We start from the raw sequence: 21,830 nt of genomic DNA on the forward strand, positions 1-21,830 counted from the left end.
CTTGAAATTCAGGAAATCAGAAAATTGCCCGTCCCTTCGTCGTGTTCGATGACATCCTCATCGCTGCGATCCTTGAGCTCTACGCCCGACAGATCACGCGTTCGTGCTTCACTCAGAAGGTATAACGCACGCTCGCTGGCCTGATCCGCGGACAATCCGGCCGGCCGGATGTTCGAGATGCAGTTTCGATATGCATCTGTCGTGCCGATTGTCGGATTCCAGGTCATATACAGCCCGAGACTGTCAGGCGAACTCAGCCCCGGTCGTTCGCCGATCAGCACGATCACCGCATCGGCGTTGAGCAGACTTCCGATCTCGTCACCGATTGCGACCCGCCCCTGTTCCACCACGGCCAACGGGGCCAGGTGCCAATCGTGGTTCGTGTCCGCGGCCAGCGCCTCACAGAAGACGCGCAGAAACGGCACGGCATTGTTCTGTACCCCCAGCGACGACAGTCCATCGACCACGACCAGGGCAAGATCCCGCCGCGTCTCGGCCTGGCCCGTGTGTGAGGCCAGGCGCTCGCACGAGGCCTCGTCCAGCCGGCGACCGTGATCCGGGCGCTGCAAATACGCCGTACGATCCTCGGCACGGCTATGCAGTCGAATCGGGGCGTCGTCCACGCCCGCCAGCGCCGCCTCGTCGAGCGCTTCACACAGCGCATCGACGTCCAGCGGCAGATGAACCGCGTCCTTGGCCTGGGCATGGGCAAGCTGGAACTCCAGCAGGCGGCGCGTAGGCAGACTGATGCCCGCCCGCCCCAGCCCGATACGTGCGTCGGTGAACGCGCGCAGCCCCCGCCAGGGGTTGGCGATCACACCGCCACCATCGCCCCGATCATTTCGGTTCGCGGGCTCTATCTCCGAACCGGGCGCCCCATGGTCATCGTCAACCATCCTGGGCCTCCGCGGGCAGCCGAGCCAGCGCATTATCGAACAACGCCGGCACGCTATCGTTGAGCTCATGGCGATCGATATCGCTGAATATGCGCGTGTCCGCCAGCCACTGCTCGAACTCCGGCGCCGGGCGCAGCCCGAGTGCGCGTCGAACGTACAGGGCATCATGGAAGGAGGTCGTCTGGTAGTTGAGCATGATGTCGTCCGATCCAGGGATGCCCATGACGAAATTGCAGCCCGCGACGCCCAGCAGCGTCAGCAGCGTGTCCATATCGTTCTGATCGGCTTCGGCATGGTTTGTGTAACAGACGTCGCAGCCCATCGGCACGCCCATGAGCTTGCCGCAGAAGTGGTCTTCCAGTCCGGCCCGAATGATCTCCTTGCCGTCGAACAGATATTCCGGGCCGATGAAGCCCACTACCGTGTTCACGAGCAGTGGCTCGAACTTGCGGGCCACGGCATAGGCCCGTGCTTCGCAGGTCTGCTGGTCGAGCCCGTGGTGGGCATCGGCCGATAGCGAGCTGCCCTGGCCGGTCTCGAAGTACATCACGTTGTCGCCGATCGTGCCCCGGCCCAGCGAAAGTGCAGCCGAACGGGCCTCGGCTAGATCGGCCAGGCCAAAGCCGAAGCTGCGGTTTGTGGCCTCGGTGCCCCCGATCGACTGGAACACGAGGTCGACCGGCGCGCCCTGCTCGATCGCCTCGAGGGTATTGCTGACATGCGTCAACACACAGGACTGCGTGGGGATCTCGTATTTACGTATGACGTCGTCCAGCAGCCGCATAAGACGCACCGACTGCGCGACGTTGTCGGTTGCCGGATTGATGCCGATCACCGCGTCACCGTTGCCATAGAGCAACCCGTCGAGAATGCTCGCCGCGATGCCGGTGGCGTCGTCGGTCGGGTGATTGGGTTGCAAGCGGGTCGACATGCGCCCCGGCTGGCCGATGGTATTGCGGAACGCCGTCTGCACGGGAGATTTCTGGGCGACCAGAATCAGATCCTGGTTGCGCATGATTTTGGCTACCGCAGCCGCCATTTCAGGGGTGATGCCGCTGCGTACCTGCTGCAGTACGGCCGGCGTGGTCGCATCGGCAAGCAACCAGTTGCGGAAATCGCCGACGGTCAGATGGGAGATCGGCGCGAATGCGGCGGCATCGTGATCATCGAAGATCAGGCGCGTGATCTCATCATCCTCGTAGGGAACCAGGGCCTCGTCGAGGAACGTCTTGAGCGGCAACTCTTCCAGCACCATCTGGGCCACGACACGCTCTTCGGCGGTCTCGGCTATGACCCCGGCCAACCGGTCGCCGGATCGAGCCGGCGTTGCCTTGGCCATCACGTCCGCCAGGTCTCGATACCCGTAGGTTCGCTCGCCGAGCGTGTAGCGGTATTTCTTCATGCTGTGCCTGGGCCGAATCCGCGTGCTCTCAGAATGCGCCGACTATCGGCAGAATGAAAGCGGAAGGCGCGCACGCTGTCTGCGAAGCGCGCAGCGGGCCGGATAACGCTAGTGTGGTGATCCGGCCGATACCGATCCACCCGTATCGGCAAACATCCGGGTCAGCACGATGCCCAGTCGCTCGATGATCGTATCGATCTCGACTGCCCTCAGTGGCACCAGCTCGAAAACCAGACGGGCCTGGCCGAGCTCGTGGGTCATCATGCGGATCGACGGCCGGTCGCCAGCCAGCGCGGCACAAACAGCCGCGGCGGCATCCCGCTGCTGCGTGTCGTCCAGCTGCAGCCGGACCCGATCGACCGGCATCCCGCCCGCGTCGGGCAACAGCGAGACATCGACGACGCCTGGCAGGTCGGCGATGCCGGCAACAAACCGATCGATCTTGGCCCTTTGAACGCGCTGCCATTCGACATCCGGCTCGGCGGCACGTGCTTCCAGCGCAGCCAGCACGCCTACAAGCGCTTCCTTGGTCGGCTTCATGGCGCGTCCGATACCGCGGCCCTGGGCACGTACCGCGGCCACCAGCGGTGCCGTACCGACCACCACGCCGGCCGTCGGCGACGCCAGATATTTGTGCGCGCTGACGAGCACCAGATCGGCCCCGGTTGCAACCAGCTTGCTGATCTGCCGGTCTTGCGCCGCCCCATCGACGATCGCCGGAACCCCGGCGCGATGTGCCGCTGCCACGGCGGCCGCAAGATCGATGGGTGCGCCGCGGACGAGGCGCGAGGCCACGATGAGCAGACAGGCCGTGTCGGGCTGTGCCAGGGCCTGCTCGAGTTCACCTATCTCGCAGCCGGCTTCACTACCAACGATCACCGGACGGGCCCCGGCCAACCGCACGGCGGTCGTGATCGGATGACCATAGTCGACACAATGGCCGGCCGGTATCACTACGCCGTTTGCCATGCCCGTGGTATCGGGCAATGCCGCAATCCGTTCGGCATCGACGCCGCTCATCGTGGCTGCGACCGAAAGCGACAGACCGGCAGCCACGCAGTGGCACACGGCACCCGACTCGGCACCGCTGTATCCGGCGAGTGCGCGACTGACGAGGTCTTCCAGCTCGTCGATCACGAAGAATTCGCCGAGCGCTTGTGCAACACGCTTTTGAACCAGCTCAGGCGAGCGCGACACGCCCAGCGGCGTATAGGTTCCGGCTGCATTGATCACCGGGGTCAACCCGTAACGTTCATGTAGGGACATGTGAGATCCGTAACATTGCGCAACCGTGATCGGCGGTCACAGCCGCTGAGTGGATGATCGATGCATGGACGAAGCGCTGGTCCGGCCATCGCGGCGGGTTCGGCGCAAGCCGCGCACCGTTGCCGAACGACCCGCAAGAATAATTGTACGGCTCGATTCGGTGCACAACGATTGCGGGATGGCCATGCACAGGCGCAGGATTGGAATCATCCAGTGCGCCGGAGAAATCGCATGAAGCCCATCGTCGGTCTTGTCATCGTGGCCTGTCTGGTCTGTAGCGGCAGTGCGGCTTTTGCGCAAAACGATACCGCGGCTGCAGACAGCACGTCGGAAACACCACAGACGCGTTCGATCGCGGGTCAACCGTTGACCCCGCGTGCGCTCGCCGCCGCCTTGAGCACGGTCAATGCGCTGCTCGGCGAGATGAACGACGGCCAGAGTGCGCCGGGTTACGACCTGCTCGCGCCATCGGCCCAGGAAACGGAAACCCAGGCGCAGTGGAACAGCCTGTTCACCGAACTGCACGATGCCGCCGGTGCGCGCAAACGCAGCACGTTCGGCTTTGCGCTGCGTACCGACCAGTTACCCAATGCGCGCCCCGGTGAATATGTGGTGATCGGCCTGAACAGCGATTTCGAAAAAGCCAGCCTCGCCGAGACGATTATCCTTACCGATGTGAATGGCCGGTATCTGATTTCCGGTTACCACTTCCAGAACCGAAGCCCGACGGTGTCACAGCCGTAACGTCGTATAGGTGGATTGCTGTCTTGGCCGCAGTCTTCGGCCGGCGCGATCTCAACCGATCCACTCGGCAACGATTAACGAAAGCTTCACGGTGCATGCGATAATATTGCCCGCTATCTATCTCTGCCCGATGATGTCCGCAACCACCCGGCCGCAGCTGCGCGGGCTAGGCAATCTTTCGCATTGCCCTGAACGGCACACGGCGCTATAACCGACCCACGCGCACGGCAAAACGTGCCCGATGGCGCGATCGTGCCCCGGCTCGACTCGTCATCTTTCGACCCGAGAGCCATGGAGGCCCCGATGGATTCCAACAACGCCCCCACCGATACCACCGTTTCCTTCCGTATCAACGGCCAGATGCAGCAGCTGGACCTGCCGCCCAACGTGGTGCTGCTCGATGCGCTGCGAGACCGGCTCGGCCTGACTGGCACCAAGAAGGGCTGCGATCACGGCCAGTGCGGTGCCTGCACCGTGCTGATCAACGGCGAAGCCGTCAATTCCTGTCTCGCGCTGGCCGTGGTGCACGACGGCGACGACATCACTACGGTCGAAGGTCTGGCAGACGGCGATGACCTGGCCCCGCTGCAGGCGGCCTTCCTCGAGCACGACGCCTACCAGTGCGGCTATTGCACACCCGGCCAGCTGATGTCGGCCACCGAGCTGCTGACCAACGAGCAGGTCGGCAGCGCCGACGCGGATGTGGCAGAAGCCATGAGCGGCAATATCTGCCGCTGCGGCGCATACAAGAACATCCTCGCGGCCATCCAGCAGACGCGGCAGAGCCGCTGAATCCAACGAACAAGGCTTAATACGCTATGCGAGAATTCAGTTACAGCCGAGCCGACAGTGCCGACCACGCGGTCAAGACCCATGCCGGCCAGCCGGCGGCCTATCTGGCCGGCGGTACCACGCTCATCGATCTGGTCAAGCTCGACGTCATGCAGCCCGAGCGGCTGGTCGACGTCAATCGACTGCCACTCGACGACATCGAGCCGACACCGGACGGCGGGTTGAAGATCGGCGCGATGGTGCGCAACACCGCGCTCGCCTACGACACCACCGTCCAACGGGACTACACGGTACTTTCGGAGGCTCTGCTGCAAGGTGCATCGCGCCAGCTGCGCAATCGGGCAACCACCGGTGGCAACGTGATGCAGCGTGTACGCTGTTCCTATTTCAGGGACGGCGTCTCGCCCTGTAACAAACGCGAGCCCGGCAGCGGCTGCTCGGCGATTGAAGGCCATAATCGCGAAGTGTTCGCGGTTCTGGGTACCAGCGCCCATTGTATTGCGAGCCATCCGTCCGACATGTGCGTGGCCATGGCCGCGATTGGTGCAACGGTGCATGTACAGGGTGATCAGGGTAGCCGAGAGATCGATTTCACCGACTTTCATCGTCTGCCCGGCGACACCCCGCATATCGAGCATGCGCTGGACGCCGACGAACTGATCACCCATATCAGCCTCGATGCGCCGATCGCCGGCGCCGGGTCGACGTACATCAAGCTGCGTGACCGGACGTCCTATCAGTTCGCCCTGGCCTCCTGTGCGGCCATTGTCGCCCTGGACGGCGATCGTATCGGCTCCGCCCGTATTGCGCTCGGCGGCGTCGGTACCAAGCCGTGGCGCTGTACCGAAGCCGAAGCCGCGCTGGTAGGCCAGCCGGCGACCGAGGCGGCTTTCAAGCAGGCTGCCGAGCTGGCCATGGCTGGTGCCACCCCGTACAAGCACAACGCATTCAAGATTCCGCTGGGCCGCAAGGCGATCGTGCGCGCACTGCGCGATGCCGCCGCACGCAGCCAAGGAGAAACGGCATGAGCAACCCCATCATCGGCGCGGCGTTGCCGCGCATCGAAGGCCCCGACAAGCTGACCGGCCGTGCCCGCTATGCTGCGGACTTCCATCCGCAAGACATGACGTACGCCTACGGCGTGTTCAGCACGATCTCCAACGGCCGGATCGTGTCGATCGACACGGCCGCAGCGATGAAATGTCCGGGTGTGATCGAGATTTTCCACCACGATAACTTCCCCGCGCTGCACCATTCGCCCGGCAAGTTCCCGGAAGAGAATGTAGTCGACGAGAAGCGCATCCCGTTCGAGGATGACGTGGTCTATCACAGCGGTCAGTTCGTCGCTCTGGTCGTGGCCGATACCTTCGAACATGCCCGCGCTGCGGCTTACCGGGTCAAGGTCGACTACGATAGTCAGGCCGCGACCGCCAACTTGGCGCAGGCGATCGAATCCGGGTCCAGCACGCACGCCAACGACAGCGAACGCGGCGATCCGGAAGGTGCCTATGACAGCGCCGCACACCGTATCGACGCCGTCTACACGACCCCGGTCGAGACCCATAACCCGATGGAGATGCATGCCACGACCGCCCAGTGGGTCGGCGACCGCCTCGTCGTGCACGACTCGACCCAGGGCGTGATCTTCACTCGAAACACCCTGTCCAAGGTATTCGACCTGGACCCGAGTCAACTCGAAGTCCATGCCGATTTCATCGGCTCGGGCTTCGGCGGCAAACTCTGGGTATGGCCGCACTGTGTGGCCACCTGTGCCGCGGCACGCGAGCTCGGCCGGCCGGTGCAGCTGATGCTGCCGCGTCAGCAGATGTTCACCACGGTCGGTCATCGTCCAGAGACACGCCAGCACGTACGACTGGCCGCGGACGATCAGGGCAAGCTGGCCTCGATCCGTCACGAGACGATCAACAGCACCTCGCCGCTGGGCACCGTAGTAGAGGCCTGTGGCGGCTCTACCGAAGGTCTGTACGACTGTGCCAATCTGCGCATCAGCCATGCCACGGCGATCACCCACCGGGGTACGCCCACCGCGATGCGCGCGCCGGGTGCCGGGGTGGGACTGTTTGCGCTTGAATCGGCCATGGATGAACTCGCCGCCGAACTCGGCATCGACCCGCTGGAGCTGCGACGCAAGAACTTCACGGCTCACGATCAGGGCGCGGACAAGCCCTATTCCAGCAACCATCTGCTGGAATGCTACGACCGCGCCGCGGAATCGTTCGGCTGGAGCCGCCGCACGGCCGAGGTCGGTTCCATGCGGGATGGCGATGCCATCCTCGGCTGGGGACTGGCCGCCTGCAACTGGGATGCCATGCGCAATCCTTGCGATGCGCGCGTGACCCTGCGCGTCGACGGAACTGCGACCGTCCACTGTGCGAGCCAGGATATCGGTACCGGCACGTACACCATTCTGGCCCAGATCGCGGCCCACGAGCTCGGCCTGCCGGTCGAGCGGATCAAGGTCATGATCGGCGACTCCACGTTCCCGCACGGCCCGATCTCCGGCGGCTCATGGGCGACGGCTACGCTGTTGCCGGCCGTCGCCGAGGCCGCACGAGCCGCGATCAAAAAGATCAAGGAATATGCCGCGGATCCGACCGGTCCGCTGGCCGGCACGAAGAAAAAGGAGCTGGTCTACGAGCAGGGCATGATCAAGGACGGCAACGGTAAGGCGGTATCCATTGCCGACGTGCTCAAGCCACAGTCGTTGGTCAGCGCCATGGGCGAAGCGCATACCGGCGGTGCGCCCGACAGCGGTTACTCCTTCGGCTCGTTCGGGGTGCATTTCGTGGAAGTCGCATGGGAGCCCGATATTGCCCGTCTGCGCGTTCGACGCGTGGTCAGCGCCATCGATGCCGGCCAGATCATCAACGACAAGTCGGCGCGTAATCAGGTCGAAGGCGCCGTGGTGATGGGTCTGGGTTCGGCGCTGTTCGAAGCTACCGAGTACGACGCCCGCAACGGCAAGCCCGTCAACAACAACTATGCCGAGTATCTGGTACCGGTCAACGCCGACATGCCGGACCTGGAGGTGATTCTGCTCGACCACCCCGACTATGAGCTCAACGAGTTCGGCGCCCGCGGTATCGGCGAAATCGGGCTCACCGGCATGCAGGCCGCCGTCGCCAACGCGGTCTACCACGCCACCGGCAAGCGGGTGCGCGATCTGCCGATCACGCTCGATAAACTCATGGACGACGACTGACCGTTAGCGTCCTGTTTTCTGAGCCGGGCCCGCGTGGCCCGGTTTTTTTTGGCCGCTGGCCGGCCCTATCACTGACCTATGGAACCCGCATGCTCCAGACAATCGACTTTCCCGCCGATCATGATGCTGTCGTCGCGCTCGAACTCGACGGCGAAATCGGCGATCGCGACTTCGAACAGGTACTCGCCGCGGTCGAGGCTCGTTTACGCCAGTGCGACACGCTCCGCCTGTATGTCGAAGTCCGATCGCTGGGCAAGGTATCGCCACAGACGGTCGTCAAGGACCTCCGGGCCGCCGTCAAGCATTGGAATCGGTTCGACAAACTCGCGCTGGTCACCGATATCTCCGCTATCAGAACCGCCATCGGCACGGCCAGCCGATTCATGCCCGGGATCGAGCTTGAAGCCTTCGATTTCCACCACCGCGAATCGGCCCGTCAATGGATCATCGCGTGAATAGACCGTAGCCCGGGCCGGCCGTTGCGACAGCCAGCCCGCTGAGCCGCCCCGTCCCATGTCAACCCCGGTACTCCCCTAACGTCGACTTGACCGAGTCGCTCATCACGGCAATGCTGCCCCGGTCGCTGACCCCAGCGCGGTCGGCCGCAGCGAATACACCGGCCCGCTTCGCGTGCCGTCTGCCACCCGAACGAACCCAAGGATCTCTTCGAGTATGAAACGTCGCCAATTCATCGCCGGCGCCGCGGGCGCGGCCGCCGCTGCCAGCACCGTCTTTTCCCCGCTGACCATTGCCAAGAACAAGACCTTCAAGCTGGACATGGTCACCTCGTGGCCGACTTCGCTGGACACCCTGTTCGGTACGGCCCAGTACATCGGCAAGGCGCTGGAAACCGCCACCGACGGCGATGTGAAGGTCGAGGTGTTCCCGGCCGGTGCGCAGGTCGGCGGTCTCGAGGTGTTCGACAGCGTGTCCAGCGGCGCGTTCGCCATGGGTCACACGGCCTCCTATTACTATATCGGCAAGGATCCGGCACACGCTTTTTTCACCGCCATGCCCTTCGGCCTCACCGGCGATCAGCAGGATGCCTGGTTGATGTCCGGCGGCGGTGAGGATTTATGGAACGAACTCAACGCGCCCAGCAATCTGATCGCGTTCACCGCCGGCAACACCGGCGGCCAGACCGGCGGCTGGTTCAACAAGGAAATCAACTCGCCCGCCGATCTGAAAGGCTTGAAGATGCGTTTCCCGGGTGTCGGGGGGCAGATTCTCGGCCGTGCGGGTGTGAACATTCAGAATCTGCCGGGCGGCGACGTCTACTTCGCACTGGATCGCGGTGTGATCGACGCCGCCGACTGGGTCAGCCCCTACGACGACGAGATTCTGCAGCTGCACAAGGCGGCCAAGTACTACTACATGCCGAGCTGGGCTGAACCGGGCGCAACCCTTGGGCTGTATCTGAACCACGACATTTTCAAGGATCTGCCCAAGGACATCCGTGAAACCATTCCGGTCGTGGCCCACGCAGCCAACGCCCGCATGTTCGCCGAGTACACCGCTCAGAATGGTCCGGCCCTCAAGCGGCTAATCGACGGCGGCGCCGAGGTGCGCACTTTCCCCGCGTCCGTGCTTGATCTGTTGTCCAAGTACAACGACGAGATCCAGGCCGAGCACGTCGAAAAGAATGCAATGTACGCCAAGATCCACAAGCAGTGGTCCGGCTTTCGCGACAACGTCCGCGCCTGGACCAACGTCAGCCAGTACAACTACCTGCGGTATATCAACGGCGACCTCAAATAGGCCGTTCGTTCCGGCAAGGCCGGGGCACGCAGTGGCCTACTGCGCCAGCCCCGGCAGCCAGAGCACCAGCTGCGGCCACAGCCACAGCATTACCAGCGCCAGCATCTGCACGCCGATAAAGGGAACGACGCCCCGATAGATGTCGGTCGTGCGGATTGCCGGCGGTGCGACGCCCTTGAGATAGAACAGCGCGAAGCCGAACGGCGGCGTCAAGAACGAGGCCTGCAGGTTCACTGCAATCATGACCGCGAGCCAGAGCGGATCGACTCCCAGCTTGATTGCGATCGGCGTGACCACCGGCACCACGATGAAGCTGATCTCGATGAAGTCGATGAAAAAACCGAGCAGAAAGATCACGAGCATCGTGAAGAACAAAAAGCCCAGGGTGCCGCCGGGTAACGCCAACAGCATTTCCTCGACCAGTTCCGGCCCGCCGAGCGAGGCGAAGACCATGGTGAACGCGGTCGCCCCGATGAGAATCACGAACACCATACCGGTGAGCTTGACCGTCTGATCCATGACCGCGCGCAGATTCGGCCAGTTCAGGCGTCGATTGAAGATCGCCAGCAACGTGGCCCCAAGCGCGCCCATCGCGCCGGCTTCCGTGGGTGTGGCCACACCGGCGAAGATCGTGCCCAGCACGATGAGGATCAGCGCCAGCGGCGGCACCATCAGGCCGAGTACGCGCAGCGCCAGGGCGCCGCCGGTGAAGTCGCGCGCCGAGGCGGGCAATGCCGGTGCGCGATCGGGATATCGCCAGGCGACCAAGGCGATCCAGGCAATGAACAGCATCGCCAGCATGACGCCCGGGATGAGCGCGCCCAGGAACAGATCGCCGACCGACACGCCCATCTGATCGCCGAGGATGATCAACACGATACTCGGCGGAATGATCTGGCCGAGCGTACCGGAGGCGGCCACGACTCCGCTGGCCAGGCCCTTGTCGTATCGATACTTGAGCATGACCGGCAGCGCCAGCACGCCCATGGTGACGACCGAGGCGCCGACCACGCCGGTCGAGGCCGCCAGCAGCGTACCCACCAGTACGACAGAAATCGCCAGCCCACCGCGCACTCGCCCGAACAGAACGCCCATGGTTTCCAGCAGATCCTCGGCCAGGCGCGATTTCTCGAGCATCACCCCCATGAACACAAAGAACGGCACCGCGACCAACTGGTAGTTGTCCATGATGTTGCCGAATATGCGCCCGGGCAGGATATTCAGGCGCGCCATCCGGAACAGCGGCTCCCACGGCAGACTCAGTCCCCAATGCGTGAGCATGTCGCTGCCGATCACGGTGAACAGCACGGCGGTGCCACCGAGCGTGAAGGCAACCGGGTAACCGATCAGCAACAGCCCGATGGCCACGACGAACATCCAGAGCGATAGATAATGCATCTAGAGCCCCTCGGTCTGGTCGGTCGCCGGCTCGGCCTCGACCACCCGGCCATAGCCCGGCACGCCGCGCAGGAACGCGACGTTCTTGATGACCTCGCTCAGGCCCTGACCAATCAGCATGACAAACGCCACAAGCATCATCGCCTTGATCGGGTAGCGAGGCAGACCGCCTGGGTTCGGGCTCTGCTCGAGATAGGACCAGGAGCGCTCTACGTAGCCGTAGCAGAAATACAGCGCGAACACGCAGAAGGGAATCAGGAAAACGAAGGTGCCGACGATATCCACCCAGGCACGACTGCGCGGCGACAGCCGGCTATAGACGATGTCGACCCGCACATGCGCGTCCGAGCGCAAGACATAGGCCGCGCCCAGAAGAAAGATCAGATCGAACGCATAGGTCTGCATCTCCAGATACACGTTCGCACTGAGTTGCATGCCCAGATAGTTGCCGAGATAGCGTGTGATCACGTTATAGGCGCCGACCAGTACCATTGCAGCGGCCAGCCACCACATCAGCTTGCCCACGGCCGTGGAGAACGCATCGATAGCTCGCGCCACCGCCAGCAGGATTGTCATCGCCACCCCCGGAAATCGAAACGCGGCCCGCGCCGCCAGCCCGCCACTTTAGCCGACACCGCCGCGGCCGACCAAACCCTTATCGTTCGTGCAGGCAACCGAATCCGCGCGGCACGCGTAGCACCGTCTCCGGTTCTGAACAAGACAACATCATGGCGAGACAAACAGGCGATCGGGTCACCTGGTCGTGGGGCGACGGTACCGCGGAGGGTCGCATCACGCAGATCTATACCGAGCGAGTCGAAAAGATGATCAAGAATTCGAAGATCGTCCGGAAGGCCACCCCCGACAACCCGGCCTATCTCATCGAGCAGGATGACGGTGATCGCGTACTCAAGCTCGGCTCCGAGCTTGACTGATTCACCTCGCACGACACATCGGCTAGGCTGAGCCGATGTGTACAGTGCACGACAACGCGACGCGACCGACCCGATGAGCCGAAACATCCTGATCACCGGCGGCAACAGCGGCATCGGCCTGGAGATGGCCCGTACCCTGGCCGGCCAGGGTGAGCGCGTCGTCATCGCCTCGCGCGATACGGAGCGCTCGGCGCGCGCGGTCACGCACATCAACCAGAACGCCCCGCCGATCCCGGTCGAGAGTATGCACCTGGATCTGGGCGACTTCGCCAGTATCGATAGATTCGCCGCCGACTTGCGACAGCGAATGCCGGTGATCGACGTGGCCGTACTCAATGCCGGGCTCTATACCCACGGCACGCGGCGTCTGGACAACGGTCTCGAGGCCATGATCGGCATCATGCATTTCGGCCATTTCCGGCTGATGCGCCATCTGAGCGAGTCGGTGACGGCCGCCGATGCCGGACGGGTCGTCATCACCAGTTCGTATGCTCACCGTATCGGGCGAATCCGTGCCCGGAGCTTCGAAGACCCCACGGTGCATCGCCTGTCGCTGGAAGGCTATGCACAGGCCAAGCTCGCCAACATTCTGTTCACCCGCGAACTGGCCAGGCGGCTGACCGATACCCGGGTGACCGTGAACACATTTCATCCCGGCTCGGTGGTCACCGGCATCTGGCAGGAACTGCCTGCCTCGCTCCGCCGGCTGTTCGGCCTGTTCCTTGTCGATGCTGCCACCGGGGCCGATACCGGTATCTGGCTGGCAAGCGCTCCGGAGGCGCGCGAGCACAACGGAGAGTATTTCTACAAGCGTCGACCGTCCAAGACCTCGAAGGCCAGCCGGGACCGCTCGCTTGCCGAATGGCTCTGGACGGAAAGCCAAGCGCGCATGTAGCCGTTCACGCCCCGGGTTGCCCGGGCGTGCATCCTGTGGCGATCGAAGTTCCACCAACCGAATCGGGTCCGACTCCGCCGCCCGTCGGCTCGCCTGGCGCCTAGCGGGCGAGGCCCGTCTTGGCCGACGCGCTTTCGACGATGGCGGCGACCGCATCGGCCGTGCCAGCCGACAATGTCCACCCCAGATGACCATGCCCGGTGTTGTAAAACACCCGGGGTGAGCGGCCGGTGCCGACTCTGGGCATCATGTCCGGCAACATGGGGCGCAGCCCGGCCCATGGCACGACACGCCGCGTACTGACGCCGGGAAACAGCGTGGCCACCCAATCGATAAGCGGCTCGATCCGATCGGCCCGAATATCGCGATTGAACCCGGTGAATTCGGCCGAACCGGCGACCCGGAACCGGTTGCCCAGGCGACTGGACACCAGTTTCGTGGCGTCGTCCAGCAGACTGACCTCCGGGGCCGCCTGTTGCGAGGCGGCATCCTCGAGCTCAACGGTAATCGAATACCCCTTCACGGGGTAGACGTTCACCCGATCACCGACCTGGGCGGCCATCGCACGGCTGGCCGTGCCCGCACAGATCACCAGGCCATCGAAGCGATGGTCGACCCGACCCTCCGCTGTCTCGGCAGCGACTGCGACCCCCGCAGCGCCGGCCGACAGCGACTGTACGTCATGCTCATAAGCCAGCGTTACGCCGCGTCTCTGGGCCGCCGCCGCCAGGCCAACCGTGTATTTGTGAATATCGCCCGTCGCATCGCTCTCGGTGAAGAAGCCGCCGTAGAAATCGCCGGAAAGCGCGGGCTCGATCGCACGCATTTCCTCGGGCGTGACCGGGCGTCGCTCCAGTCCGCCCGCGGCCAGCAGTCGGGTGACATCGGCGGCGTGATCAAAACCTGCCTTGTCGCGATAAATATGGAGGATACCCTTGCGCTTGAGATCGAAGTCGATGTTCTCGGCCTCGGCCCAACCGAACAGGTGCTCACGCGCCGCAATGGCCATGCGCGCGGTTTCGGTGGTGTTCCGTGCATAGTGCGGGATGGCCGCCAGAAATTCGGCGAACCAGGACAGCTTGTGCCAGGTCGGTTTCGGATGGACCAGCAACGGCGCATCGCGCCGGAACATCCACTTCAGCCCCTTGGCCACCATCGGCCAGTGATTCCACACCTCGGCGTTCGAGGCGGACAGCTGACCGCCGTTGGCGTAGGAGGTCTCCATGGCCGAATAGCGATTGCGCTCGAACACGGTGACATCGAACCCGCGGGCAACCAGTGCATAGGCCGTGGTCACGCCTGAGATGCCACCCCCGATCACTGCGATATGTTTCATGTCGATGATCCTGGAGAACGGGTCGAACAGCGTCTTGCGCCGCGCAGGCGCGGCGTTGGAGTCGATACGGTCGGCCGGGACACGTTGCTCGGCCGGGCGTGAAATCCTGCGCTCGGATCGCAGGCTGCGTACGGCGCCTGCCGTTCGCCAGGTAGCGGCCTTCGTGTCGCTGGCCGAACGGGCCGAACCGCCGACGCCAAGCCAGCGAGCGGCGGCAACCCCACCCCGAGCCTGTCGAGAAGATGTTGTCTCGAGCCCGCCCCGCACTGCGATAGAATAAAGAATAAACCAATCCCCGAGCCCCACCAAGCACGGCCGGCCGCGCTTGGGCGCCGTCGCCAGCTGGCGTAGTCTGGCGTGAACAATCGCTTTGTCACACCGGAGTCCAGTATGGCCGATTCAACCCCTGCGTTCGTCGTCGTCGCCGAATTCCAGATCAAGCCCGGCCAGCGCGAGGCGTTTCTCGCTCTGGCGTTCGAAGACGCCCGCCGGTCACTCGCGGACGAGTCCGGCTGTCATCAGTTCGACGTGCTGGCCTCCACGACCGATGATACGGTCATGCTGCACGAGGTTTATAGCGATCGCGACGCCTACGAGACGCACCGCCAGATGCCCCACTACGCGCCTTTCAAGCAGGGATCGGCGCCGCTGCTCGAGCACCCGCCGACGGTCCGCTTTTTCGCACCGGCCAAAAGCTGACTCGTCTGCCATCCGACCGCGCACCTACGCACGATCGGAACTGACCATCGAATCCCGGCGGCGAGCCCATTGGTGAACGGGCCCGGCTGACCGACAGCCGCTGGGTCGATCCACTGACCGGGCGTCGCACCGAGCGAGCCGCCAAACCGGGCTCGACAGCTAGAACGCCCAGGCTAACTACGTGCCTTCCGAGGTTTTTTCGCAGCCGGCTTCTTGCCGGCCCGGGTCTTGGCCTTCTTTTTCGACTTGGTCCGCGGTTTATCGTCGCGTTTTGACTTGCGTCCCGGCGCCGGCGCAGGAAACGCGCCGTCCACCCGGCTGATGGCCAGTTGTCGGTTGGCCACCCATACCGTCTTGAGATGCGCGAATATGTCGTCGGGCATGCCCAGCGGCAGGTCGACCAGACTATGATCGTCGCGAATATCGATCCGCCCGATGTCGCGGCTGTCCACGCCCGCCTCGTTGGCGATGGCCCCAACGATGTTACGCGGCTCCACGCCGTGCGCATGGCCGACCTCGATCCGGAATGTCTCCAGCTCGGAATCGGGGGCGCGCTTGGTCTTGCGTGCGGCTGGCTTGCTTTCGAACTGCCCCGCGCCCTCAGGCTCGCGCGAACCGACCGAAGACGGCGGGGTCAGATCCGCGCCTTGTGCCATGCGGGCGAGCGCGGCGGCCAGGTCCAGCAGATCGATATCGTGTTCGCGGGCATAATCGCCGACCAGCGTGCGGTGGTCGTCGAGCGATTCGCTGGCAAGTGTCTCGCTGATCCGAGCAGTGAATTTGGCCACGCGCTGAGCCTGCACGTCTGCCCGGCTGGGCAGCGACATAGGTTCGATCGGCTGCCGAGTGGCATGTTCGATCGCCTTGAACAGCCGCTTTTCACGCATCGTGACGAACAGGATGGCGTCTCCGGTGCGCCCGGCTCGACCCGTTCGCCCGATCCGGTGCACATAGGATTCGGTATCGTGCGGAATATCGAAATTGATGACGTGGCTGATTCGCTCCACGTCGAGCCCACGTGCGGCGACATCGGTGGCCACGATGATGTCGACCGCCCCGTTCTTCAGTCGTGCCACCGTACGCTCGCGCTGCTGCTGAGGGATATCGCCATTGAGCGCTGCGCAGGCGTAACCGCGCGCGCTGAGCCTTTCGGCCAGTTCGTCGGTCGCCTTCTTGGTTCGTGCGAACACCAGCATGCCGTCGAAGGGCTCGGCCTCCAGCAGGCGCGTGAGCGCATCCAGCTTGCTCATGCCGCCGCCGACGATCCAGTACCGCTGACGAATATTGATCGCCGTCGAGGTCTTGTTCTGGATCGTCAGTTCCTGCGGATCACGCAGGTGCGTTTTGGCAATCCGCCGGATCGCCGATGGCATGGTCGCCGAGAACAGCGCGACCTGGCGCTCGGCCGGCGTGTGCTCGAAGATCCATTCCACATCCTCGATGAAGCCCATTCTCAGCATCTCGTCGGCTTCGTCGAGCACTAGCCAGTCGAGCGAATCCAGGCGCAGCGTGCCGCGCTTGAGATGATCCATCACGCGCCCGGGCGTACCGACCACTACGTCCACACCGCGCTTGAGCGCGGCCAGCTGCGGGCCATAGCCCTGGCCACCGTAAATCGGCAGCACGTGAAAGCCCTTGATGTGTGATGCGTAACGCTGGAACGCCTCGGCGACCTGGATGGCGAGTTCGCGGGTCGGTGCCAGCACCAGCGCCTTGGGTGTACGGCTCTGGCCGGCCGCCAGTCGCGAAAGTATCGGCAAGGCGAACGCCGCCGTCTTGCCGGTTCCGGTCTGGGCCTGGCCCAGAACATCGCGTCCGGCCAACAGAGGCGGGATCGTGGCTGCCTGGATGGGCGACGGGGTTTCGTAACCGACCGACGTCAGCGCCGACATCACGGCGTCCGACAGTCCCAGCGCGTCGAAAGTGACGGGGGATGATTCGAGTGACTGAGGGGAAGTCATGCAATGCCTATATGGGCAGGGGCACGGAGGATATGCCCGCTTGAAAAAAGCCGCGATCCTCGGATGCGGCATCTCATTCTAACCGTTTCCGGTGGTGCGCGTGGCGCCGCACTTGGCGCCGTCTCACGCCCGGGCCATACTCGTAGCAAGCGGAGGCGGGATCATGGACAAGCAACTGCTCGCGCTGACGGGTGGCGTTCTGGTAGCCGTATTCGGTTGGATGAGCAAGCAGCTCGCCACGTGGTACCTGCGACGCCGTGCGATTCGGCACGCCCTGCTGTTCGATATCCGTCTTCACGCTGCGGAGTGGGTCGATCATGCCCGGTTCATGAACGCCCTCATCGATACGGGATTGCAGCCCGGGCGCCCGATCGCCCACGGCGCACATTTCACGCCGTCGGATTTCACCCTCTACGACCGGCTGCTACCGGAGCTGTCCGCGTATCTGCCCCTGTGCTTTGCACGGGTGGTGCGTTTCTACGGCGCGCTCAAAGCCGCAGATTTGTTGCTGGCATGTCTGCTTGCCGATATCCAGACCTGGCGTGCCGACGGTCGTCAGCTGTCGGCCGACGATATCGACCATCTCACGCGCCGCTGGTGGCGAATCGGCTCGCATGTCGATATCTTTCACCGGCGTCCGATCCGACGCCTGAGCGACCTCCCCGAGGACTACAGCGGCCTGTTCGAGGCGACTACGGTCTTCGACTCGCGTCACCCGCCGCCGATCGGCGGCGGTGATCGGCCCCGCGAGGCCCCTGCAAGCGATTCCCGGACATCGGCGTGCCAATCGCCCAGACGCTGATCCGTAGGCCGCGCGTGTCGCCCGATGACGAAAGCCCGCCTCAGGCGACCACCCGGTTACGGCCGCCGGCCTTGGCCTGATAGAGACGGGCATCGGCCGCCGAGAACAGCGAATCGAACTCGTTGCCGTCCACATCCACACAGCCGATACCGATGCTTGCGGTCACCCGAATCGCATCCGACCCGTGCCGGGTATGGGTGTCGGCGATCGACCGGCACAGACGGTCGGCCCGGGCGCGGGCATCGCGGCGATCGCAGTCGACCAGCAACACGGCGAACTCCTCGCCGCCCAGGCGCGCCGCCAGATCCTCGGAGCCGACCTGCCTGCGAATGACGTCAGCAATCGTGCGCAACACGATATCGCCGACCGCATGCCCATGGCTGTCGTTGACCTGTTTGAAGAAATCCAGATCGACAATCAGTACGGCAAAGGGCGTGCCCTTGCGCGCGTGTCGTGCCTGCTCTGCGGCCGTACGATCGAGAAACCGAGCCCGGTTGGCCAGGCCGGTCAGCGGGTCGGCCATCGCCAATCGCAGCAACGCCCGATCGGCCCGCTCCCGGCTGTATTCATGGATATGCGAGAACACGAAAATGCACAGCGCGGCGAGCAGGATATTCGCGATGACCTCGATCGACTGGCTCTCCACGCTGTTCGTGCCGTGTCGCCATACAAAGATCCCCGCCGCGATCACCAGGTAGGCCAGCGCCAGCGCCCCGCCCAGCCAGCGCCCCAGCAACAGATGCGAAACCACCGGGATCAGCAGCACCCAGATGAAGACACTCGAGCCCGTCAACGGGCTGGCGAGTGCAAACATCATCACGGTGCAGAAAGGCAACAGATACGCCAGCGCCAACCGCTCGAGCCGACGCGTGCGCTTGACTACCAGCATCAGCACCAGCGCATAGAGCCCCATGCCGGCTTCGGCCATCGCCAACGGCAGATTGCCAATACGCAGATTGATGACGATAAACACCGCGCCGCAGATCACAGTCAGCGCGAGCAGGGCCTGCAGCACCGCCCGGCGATAACCGGCCGGCTGAAACCGAGGCGTGGGCGACTGTTCGGCAAGACCGCTCACACACGCCTCCGACTCTGGATGCCGCACCGAACGTCTGCCGGCGCATGCGGGGTGATCCAGATCAACACTCATTCTCCCGTACGAGGACTTCAAGTATCGCGCACCCTGGCGATCGCATAAAGCACCGGCCACAAATACGAAACGCCATCTCCTGTCCGGACCGCGTCTCGAGCGGCGGGCCACCTCGACAACGCCCCGCCCGCGCGGCCTGATTTCCCACGCAAGGGCAGCTCAGCTAGGCTGGCGCTCCCACGATGGCCGGCGGCGATCGTACGACGTTTCATTTTCGAGATACCGCGTTCATGCATATCTGGGTCGATGCCGACGCCTGCCCGGTGGTGATCAAGCAGATCCTGTTCAAGGCCTCCCGTCGGACTGGCGTGGCCGTCACCCTGGTGGCCAACCAGCCGATTAACGTGCCGCGCGCTCCGCAGATCGATGCGGTACAGGTGGCTTCGGGTTTCGATGTAGCCGATGACGAGATCGTCAAACGGCTGAGCGCGGGCGATCTGGTGATCACGGCCGACATCGCCCTGGCCGCCGAGGCACTTGATCGTCAGGCCCGTGCGCTCAGCCCTCGTGGCGAGCTCTATACCGCCGACACCATAAAAGCGCGGCTGGGCATGCGCGATTTCGTGGAAACGCTACGCGCATCCGGCCTGCACAGCGGCGGCCCGGATGCCATGAACCACACCGACCGGCAACGCTTTGCCAACCAACTCGATCGTCTTTTAACGCGACAGCTCAAATCCTGACGAGTAGGCGGCGTTTTGTCCGGCCCCGCCGTGTGCATGTCGGCCGAAATGCGACCGGACGAGCCGTGCCGAGCCTGCAGGGCAGCCTCGCGCTGGACGAACCCGAAAGCACCGACGACCAAGCGCCCCCGATGCCAACAGCGCTGCCCGCCGACGCGCCTCCGGCCAGGGCCTGTCCGGCACCGCGCGCTATCCATCCGATCGGCCCGGAGCGGTCGGGCTGAGCAGGCTCGCATGAATAGCGACAGCAGCAGAGCGACGCTTGGTCGTATCGACCGCGCGATCGGGCGCACGGGCGATTCGTTCGTCATATTCGAAGCCGGCATGCTATACCGCGCTCGCATGAGCGTGCGTCGCTGATCCGTCCCCTCGTCCCGAGCGCGGACGCGGGCGTTCGGCACGTTTCGTGAGTGACCGTCCCACCCGAGGTGACCGCCATGGTCGAGCCAGAGATCGATATCAAGCCGCGCCATGTCGAGCGCCATCGCATCGGACGGATCGGCTGGTTGCGGGCGGCGGTGCTAGGGGCCAACGACGGCATTGTATCGACGGCCAGCTTGATCATGGGCGTGGCGGCCGGCCACGCGGATGCCGGGAGCATTCTGCTGGCGGGTGCGGCGGGCCTGGTTGCCGGTGCCATGTCGATGGCCGCCGGCGAGTATGTCTCGGTCAGTTCCCAGGCCGATACCGAGCGCGCCGAGCTGGAACGGGAACGCCGTGAGCTGGCCACCGATCCGCTGAACGAACAGGCCGAATTGACCGCGATCTATGTTGAACGTGGCCTGGAGCACGCGCTCGCAGCCCGGGTCGCTACCCAGCTCATGGCCCACGATGCACTGGGAGCCCACGCGCGTGATGAACTCGGCCTAACCGACACCGCCTCGCCCCGACCGGTACAGGCGGCGCTGGCCTCGGCGCTGACTTTCGCCATCGGGGCGAGTTTGCCGCTGCTGGTGGCCTGGCTGTCGCCGCCAACCGTTCGACTATGGAGTGTCAGCGTAAGCGCGCTGGCATGCCTGAGCCTGCTGGGCGGCCTGGCGGCCGCTGCCGGCGGCGCGCCCGTGGGCCGGGCTACGGCTCGTGTGACGTTCTGGGGCGCATTGGCCATGGGCTTGACCGCGGCGGTCGGCGCCCTGGTCGGCACAGCGATCTAAGGCCCTGCTGACCGCCGACGGCGCCGCAATGACACCCGGATGCGCGGCCCGCAAGCGTATGTTGCCCAAGTTGCCGGGCCATACGGTGTGCGCATCGGCGCGATCCCGGCCATGGGGCGGCCGTCGTCCGGCATCTAAGCGCGCTTGATAGCAACACCGTTCCAATCCGCACAGGCATCGTCCAAGGCGAGGTTTTGCCCAACGCCGCGTCCGGGTATTCTGCATTTTCGTCCTATTGCCGTGCGCGTGCCGTGATGAGTACCGACAAGCCGCCGTTTCCGCCCTTTGATCTCGACAGCGCCACCCGCAAGGTCCGGCTGGCCGAAAACGCATGGAACAGTCGCGACCCGGACAAGGTTTCGCTGGCCTATACCGTCGATAGCGCATGGCGCAACCGCGCCACGTTTCTGACCGGCCGCGAGGCTATCGTGGCGTTTCTCCGTCATAAATGGGACACCGAACACGAATACCGGCTCATCAAGGAGCTCTGGGCCTTTCACGAGGCTCGTATCGCGGTGCGGTTCCAGTACGAGTATCACGACGACGATGGCCGGTGGTTTCGTGCCTATGGCAACGAGCAATGGGCGTTCGACGACCATGGGCTCATGGTTCGACGTGAAGCGAGCATCAACGATGTAGCAATCAGTTCATCCCAGCGGCTGTTCCACTGGCCCGCCGGTCAGCCGCGCCCCGAGGATCATCCCGGGTTGAGTGAGCTGGGCTTGTGATCACATGG

General features: G+C 64.1%; 21 protein-coding genes. 13 read left to right on the plus strand and 8 right to left on the minus strand.

Annotated elements, in window-relative coordinates:
* Positions 1–8: 8 nt before the first annotated feature.
* From eutC to T31B1_RS08570, 3 genes are all read right to left on the minus strand, one after another.
* On the minus strand, positions 9–896 hold the full coding sequence (gene eutC, locus T31B1_RS08560) for an ethanolamine ammonia-lyase subunit EutC (protein WP_353249067.1): 888 nt from the start codon (positions 894–896) through the stop codon (positions 9–11).
* Complete coding sequence (locus T31B1_RS08565) at positions 889–2,298, minus strand: ethanolamine ammonia-lyase subunit EutB (RefSeq protein ID WP_353249068.1); 1,410 nt, start codon at positions 2,296–2,298, stop codon at positions 889–891. Before T31B1_RS08565 ends, eutC begins: the two co-directional genes overlap by 8 nt.
* Positions 2,299–2,406: 108 nt before the next feature.
* Positions 2,407–3,564, minus strand: coding sequence for an aminotransferase class V-fold PLP-dependent enzyme (locus T31B1_RS08570; RefSeq protein ID WP_353249069.1), 1,158 nt, complete (start codon positions 3,562–3,564; stop codon positions 2,407–2,409).
* A gap of 231 nt (positions 3,565–3,795) precedes the next feature.
* On the opposite strand from T31B1_RS08570, the gene T31B1_RS08575 reads away from it, so the two are divergent.
* The 6 genes from T31B1_RS08575 to T31B1_RS08600 all read left to right on the plus strand — a co-directional run bounded on the left by T31B1_RS08575 (position 3,796) and on the right by T31B1_RS08600 (position 10,081).
* Positions 3,796–4,308 carry a DUF4019 domain-containing protein gene (locus tag T31B1_RS08575; protein WP_353249070.1) on the plus strand — a complete coding sequence of 171 codons (513 nt, stop codon included), beginning with the start codon at positions 3,796–3,798 and terminating at the stop codon, positions 4,306–4,308.
* Positions 4,309–4,557: 249 nt separating this feature from the next.
* Positions 4,558–5,100 (plus strand): (2Fe-2S)-binding protein, encoded by a 543-nt coding sequence (locus T31B1_RS08580; protein WP_502950962.1) that lies wholly within the window; start codon positions 4,558–4,560, stop codon positions 5,098–5,100.
* 26 nt (positions 5,101–5,126) lie between these two features.
* On the plus strand, positions 5,127–6,128 hold the full coding sequence (locus T31B1_RS08585) for an FAD binding domain-containing protein (protein ID WP_353249071.1): 1,002 nt from the start codon (positions 5,127–5,129) through the stop codon (positions 6,126–6,128).
* Positions 6,125–8,323, plus strand: coding sequence for a xanthine dehydrogenase family protein molybdopterin-binding subunit (locus T31B1_RS08590; RefSeq protein ID WP_353249072.1), 2,199 nt, complete (start codon positions 6,125–6,127; stop codon positions 8,321–8,323). The genes T31B1_RS08585 and T31B1_RS08590 overlap by 4 nt, the downstream gene beginning before the upstream one ends.
* 89 nt (positions 8,324–8,412) lie before the next feature.
* The gene (locus T31B1_RS08595) at positions 8,413–8,778 is read left to right on the plus strand and encodes a SpoIIAA family protein (protein ID WP_353249073.1); all 366 of its coding nucleotides are present in this window, start codon (positions 8,413–8,415) and stop codon (positions 8,776–8,778) included.
* Positions 8,779–8,995: 217 nt separating this feature from the next.
* Positions 8,996–10,081, plus strand: a complete 1,086-nt coding sequence (locus T31B1_RS08600; RefSeq protein WP_353249074.1) for a TRAP transporter substrate-binding protein — start codon at positions 8,996–8,998, stop codon at positions 10,079–10,081.
* 36 nt (positions 10,082–10,117) lie between these two features.
* Here T31B1_RS08600 and T31B1_RS08605 read toward each other — a convergent pair whose 3' ends face one another.
* Entirely contained in the window at positions 10,118–11,479 is a 1,362-nt protein-coding gene (locus T31B1_RS08605; RefSeq protein ID WP_353249075.1) for a TRAP transporter large permease, read from the minus strand.
* The gene (locus T31B1_RS08610) at positions 11,480–12,055 is read right to left on the minus strand and encodes a TRAP transporter small permease subunit (protein WP_353249604.1); all 576 of its coding nucleotides are present in this window, start codon (positions 12,053–12,055) and stop codon (positions 11,480–11,482) included.
* 152 nt (positions 12,056–12,207) lie between these two features.
* Between T31B1_RS08610 and T31B1_RS08615 the strand changes: the two genes are divergently transcribed.
* Positions 12,208–12,414 (plus strand): hypervirulence associated TUDOR domain-containing protein, encoded by a 207-nt coding sequence (locus tag T31B1_RS08615; RefSeq protein WP_353249076.1) that lies wholly within the window; start codon positions 12,208–12,210, stop codon positions 12,412–12,414.
* A gap of 73 nt (positions 12,415–12,487) precedes the next feature.
* Positions 12,488–13,309: an SDR family NAD(P)-dependent oxidoreductase gene (locus T31B1_RS08620; RefSeq protein ID WP_353249077.1), complete on the plus strand. Its 822-nt coding sequence runs from the start codon at positions 12,488–12,490 to the stop codon at positions 13,307–13,309.
* Between the two features lie 100 nt (positions 13,310–13,409).
* Here T31B1_RS08620 and T31B1_RS08625 read toward each other — a convergent pair whose 3' ends face one another.
* Positions 13,410–14,645, minus strand: coding sequence for a D-amino acid dehydrogenase (locus tag T31B1_RS08625; RefSeq protein ID WP_353249078.1), 1,236 nt, complete (start codon positions 14,643–14,645; stop codon positions 13,410–13,412).
* Positions 14,646–15,035: 390 nt separating this feature from the next.
* On the opposite strand from T31B1_RS08625, the gene T31B1_RS08630 reads away from it, so the two are divergent.
* A complete protein-coding gene (locus tag T31B1_RS08630; RefSeq protein ID WP_353249079.1) occupies positions 15,036–15,344 on the plus strand; it encodes a putative quinol monooxygenase in 309 nt (102 codons plus the stop codon).
* A 173-nt stretch (positions 15,345–15,517) separates the two neighbouring features.
* On the opposite strand, the gene T31B1_RS08635 is transcribed toward T31B1_RS08630, so the two are convergent.
* A complete protein-coding gene (locus tag T31B1_RS08635; RefSeq protein ID WP_353249080.1) occupies positions 15,518–17,305 on the minus strand; it encodes a DEAD/DEAH box helicase in 1,788 nt (595 codons plus the stop codon).
* A 163-nt stretch (positions 17,306–17,468) separates the two neighbouring features.
* On the opposite strand from T31B1_RS08635, the gene T31B1_RS08640 reads away from it, so the two are divergent.
* Positions 17,469–18,107, plus strand: coding sequence for a hypothetical protein (locus T31B1_RS08640; protein ID WP_353249081.1), 639 nt, complete (start codon positions 17,469–17,471; stop codon positions 18,105–18,107).
* A gap of 40 nt (positions 18,108–18,147) precedes the next feature.
* Here the strand turns inward: T31B1_RS08640 and T31B1_RS08645 are convergent, their stop codons facing one another.
* Positions 18,148–19,185, minus strand: a complete 1,038-nt coding sequence (locus T31B1_RS08645; protein ID WP_353249082.1) for a GGDEF domain-containing protein — start codon at positions 19,183–19,185, stop codon at positions 18,148–18,150.
* A gap of 302 nt (positions 19,186–19,487) precedes the next feature.
* On the opposite strand from T31B1_RS08645, the gene T31B1_RS08650 reads away from it, so the two are divergent.
* The 3 genes from T31B1_RS08650 (at position 19,488) to T31B1_RS08660 (ending at position 21,822) form a co-directional block, all read left to right on the plus strand.
* The gene (locus T31B1_RS08650) at positions 19,488–19,940 is read left to right on the plus strand and encodes a YaiI/YqxD family protein (RefSeq protein WP_353249083.1); all 453 of its coding nucleotides are present in this window, start codon (positions 19,488–19,490) and stop codon (positions 19,938–19,940) included.
* Positions 19,941–20,398: 458 nt separating this feature from the next.
* The gene (locus T31B1_RS08655; RefSeq protein WP_353249605.1) at positions 20,399–21,094 is read left to right on the plus strand and encodes a VIT1/CCC1 transporter family protein; all 696 of its coding nucleotides are present in this window, start codon (positions 20,399–20,401) and stop codon (positions 21,092–21,094) included.
* A gap of 254 nt (positions 21,095–21,348) precedes the next feature.
* On the plus strand, positions 21,349–21,822 hold the full coding sequence (locus T31B1_RS08660; protein WP_353249084.1) for a nuclear transport factor 2 family protein: 474 nt from the start codon (positions 21,349–21,351) through the stop codon (positions 21,820–21,822).
* Positions 21,823–21,830: the final 8 nt, after the last annotated feature.

It is taken from the genome of Salinisphaera sp. T31B1, from assembly GCF_040361275.1.
Taxonomy (GTDB): Bacteria; Pseudomonadota; Gammaproteobacteria; order Nevskiales; family Salinisphaeraceae; genus Salinisphaera.

Excerpts from the sequence above, each read along its gene's own strand:
- eutC (WP_353249067.1), bottom strand. The coding sequence starts at position 896 with ATGGTTGACGATGACCATGGGGCGCCCGGTTCGGAGATAGAGCCCGCG.
- T31B1_RS08565 (WP_353249068.1), bottom strand. The coding sequence starts at position 2,298 with ATGAAGAAATACCGCTACACGCTCGGCGAGCGAACCTACGGGTATCGA.
- T31B1_RS08570 (WP_353249069.1), bottom strand. The coding sequence starts at position 3,564 with ATGTCCCTACATGAACGTTACGGGTTGACCCCGGTGATCAATGCAGCC.
- T31B1_RS08575 (WP_353249070.1), top strand. The coding sequence starts at position 3,796 with ATGAAGCCCATCGTCGGTCTTGTCATCGTGGCCTGTCTGGTCTGTAGC.
- T31B1_RS08585 (WP_353249071.1), top strand. The coding sequence starts at position 5,127 with ATGCGAGAATTCAGTTACAGCCGAGCCGACAGTGCCGACCACGCGGTC.
- T31B1_RS08590 (WP_353249072.1), top strand. The coding sequence starts at position 6,125 with ATGAGCAACCCCATCATCGGCGCGGCGTTGCCGCGCATCGAAGGCCCC.
- T31B1_RS08595 (WP_353249073.1), top strand. The coding sequence starts at position 8,413 with ATGCTCCAGACAATCGACTTTCCCGCCGATCATGATGCTGTCGTCGCG.
- T31B1_RS08600 (WP_353249074.1), top strand. The coding sequence starts at position 8,996 with ATGAAACGTCGCCAATTCATCGCCGGCGCCGCGGGCGCGGCCGCCGCT.
- T31B1_RS08605 (WP_353249075.1), bottom strand. The coding sequence starts at position 11,479 with ATGCATTATCTATCGCTCTGGATGTTCGTCGTGGCCATCGGGCTGTTG.
- T31B1_RS08610 (WP_353249604.1), bottom strand. The coding sequence starts at position 12,055 with ATGACAATCCTGCTGGCGGTGGCGCGAGCTATCGATGCGTTCTCCACG.
- T31B1_RS08615 (WP_353249076.1), top strand. The coding sequence starts at position 12,208 with ATGGCGAGACAAACAGGCGATCGGGTCACCTGGTCGTGGGGCGACGGT.
- T31B1_RS08620 (WP_353249077.1), top strand. The coding sequence starts at position 12,488 with ATGAGCCGAAACATCCTGATCACCGGCGGCAACAGCGGCATCGGCCTG.
- T31B1_RS08625 (WP_353249078.1), bottom strand. The coding sequence starts at position 14,645 with ATGAAACATATCGCAGTGATCGGGGGTGGCATCTCAGGCGTGACCACG.
- T31B1_RS08630 (WP_353249079.1), top strand. The coding sequence starts at position 15,036 with ATGGCCGATTCAACCCCTGCGTTCGTCGTCGTCGCCGAATTCCAGATC.
- T31B1_RS08635 (WP_353249080.1), bottom strand. The coding sequence starts at position 17,305 with ATGACTTCCCCTCAGTCACTCGAATCATCCCCCGTCACTTTCGACGCG.
- T31B1_RS08640 (WP_353249081.1), top strand. The coding sequence starts at position 17,469 with ATGGACAAGCAACTGCTCGCGCTGACGGGTGGCGTTCTGGTAGCCGTA.
- T31B1_RS08650 (WP_353249083.1), top strand. The coding sequence starts at position 19,488 with ATGCATATCTGGGTCGATGCCGACGCCTGCCCGGTGGTGATCAAGCAG.
- T31B1_RS08660 (WP_353249084.1), top strand. The coding sequence starts at position 21,349 with ATGAGTACCGACAAGCCGCCGTTTCCGCCCTTTGATCTCGACAGCGCC.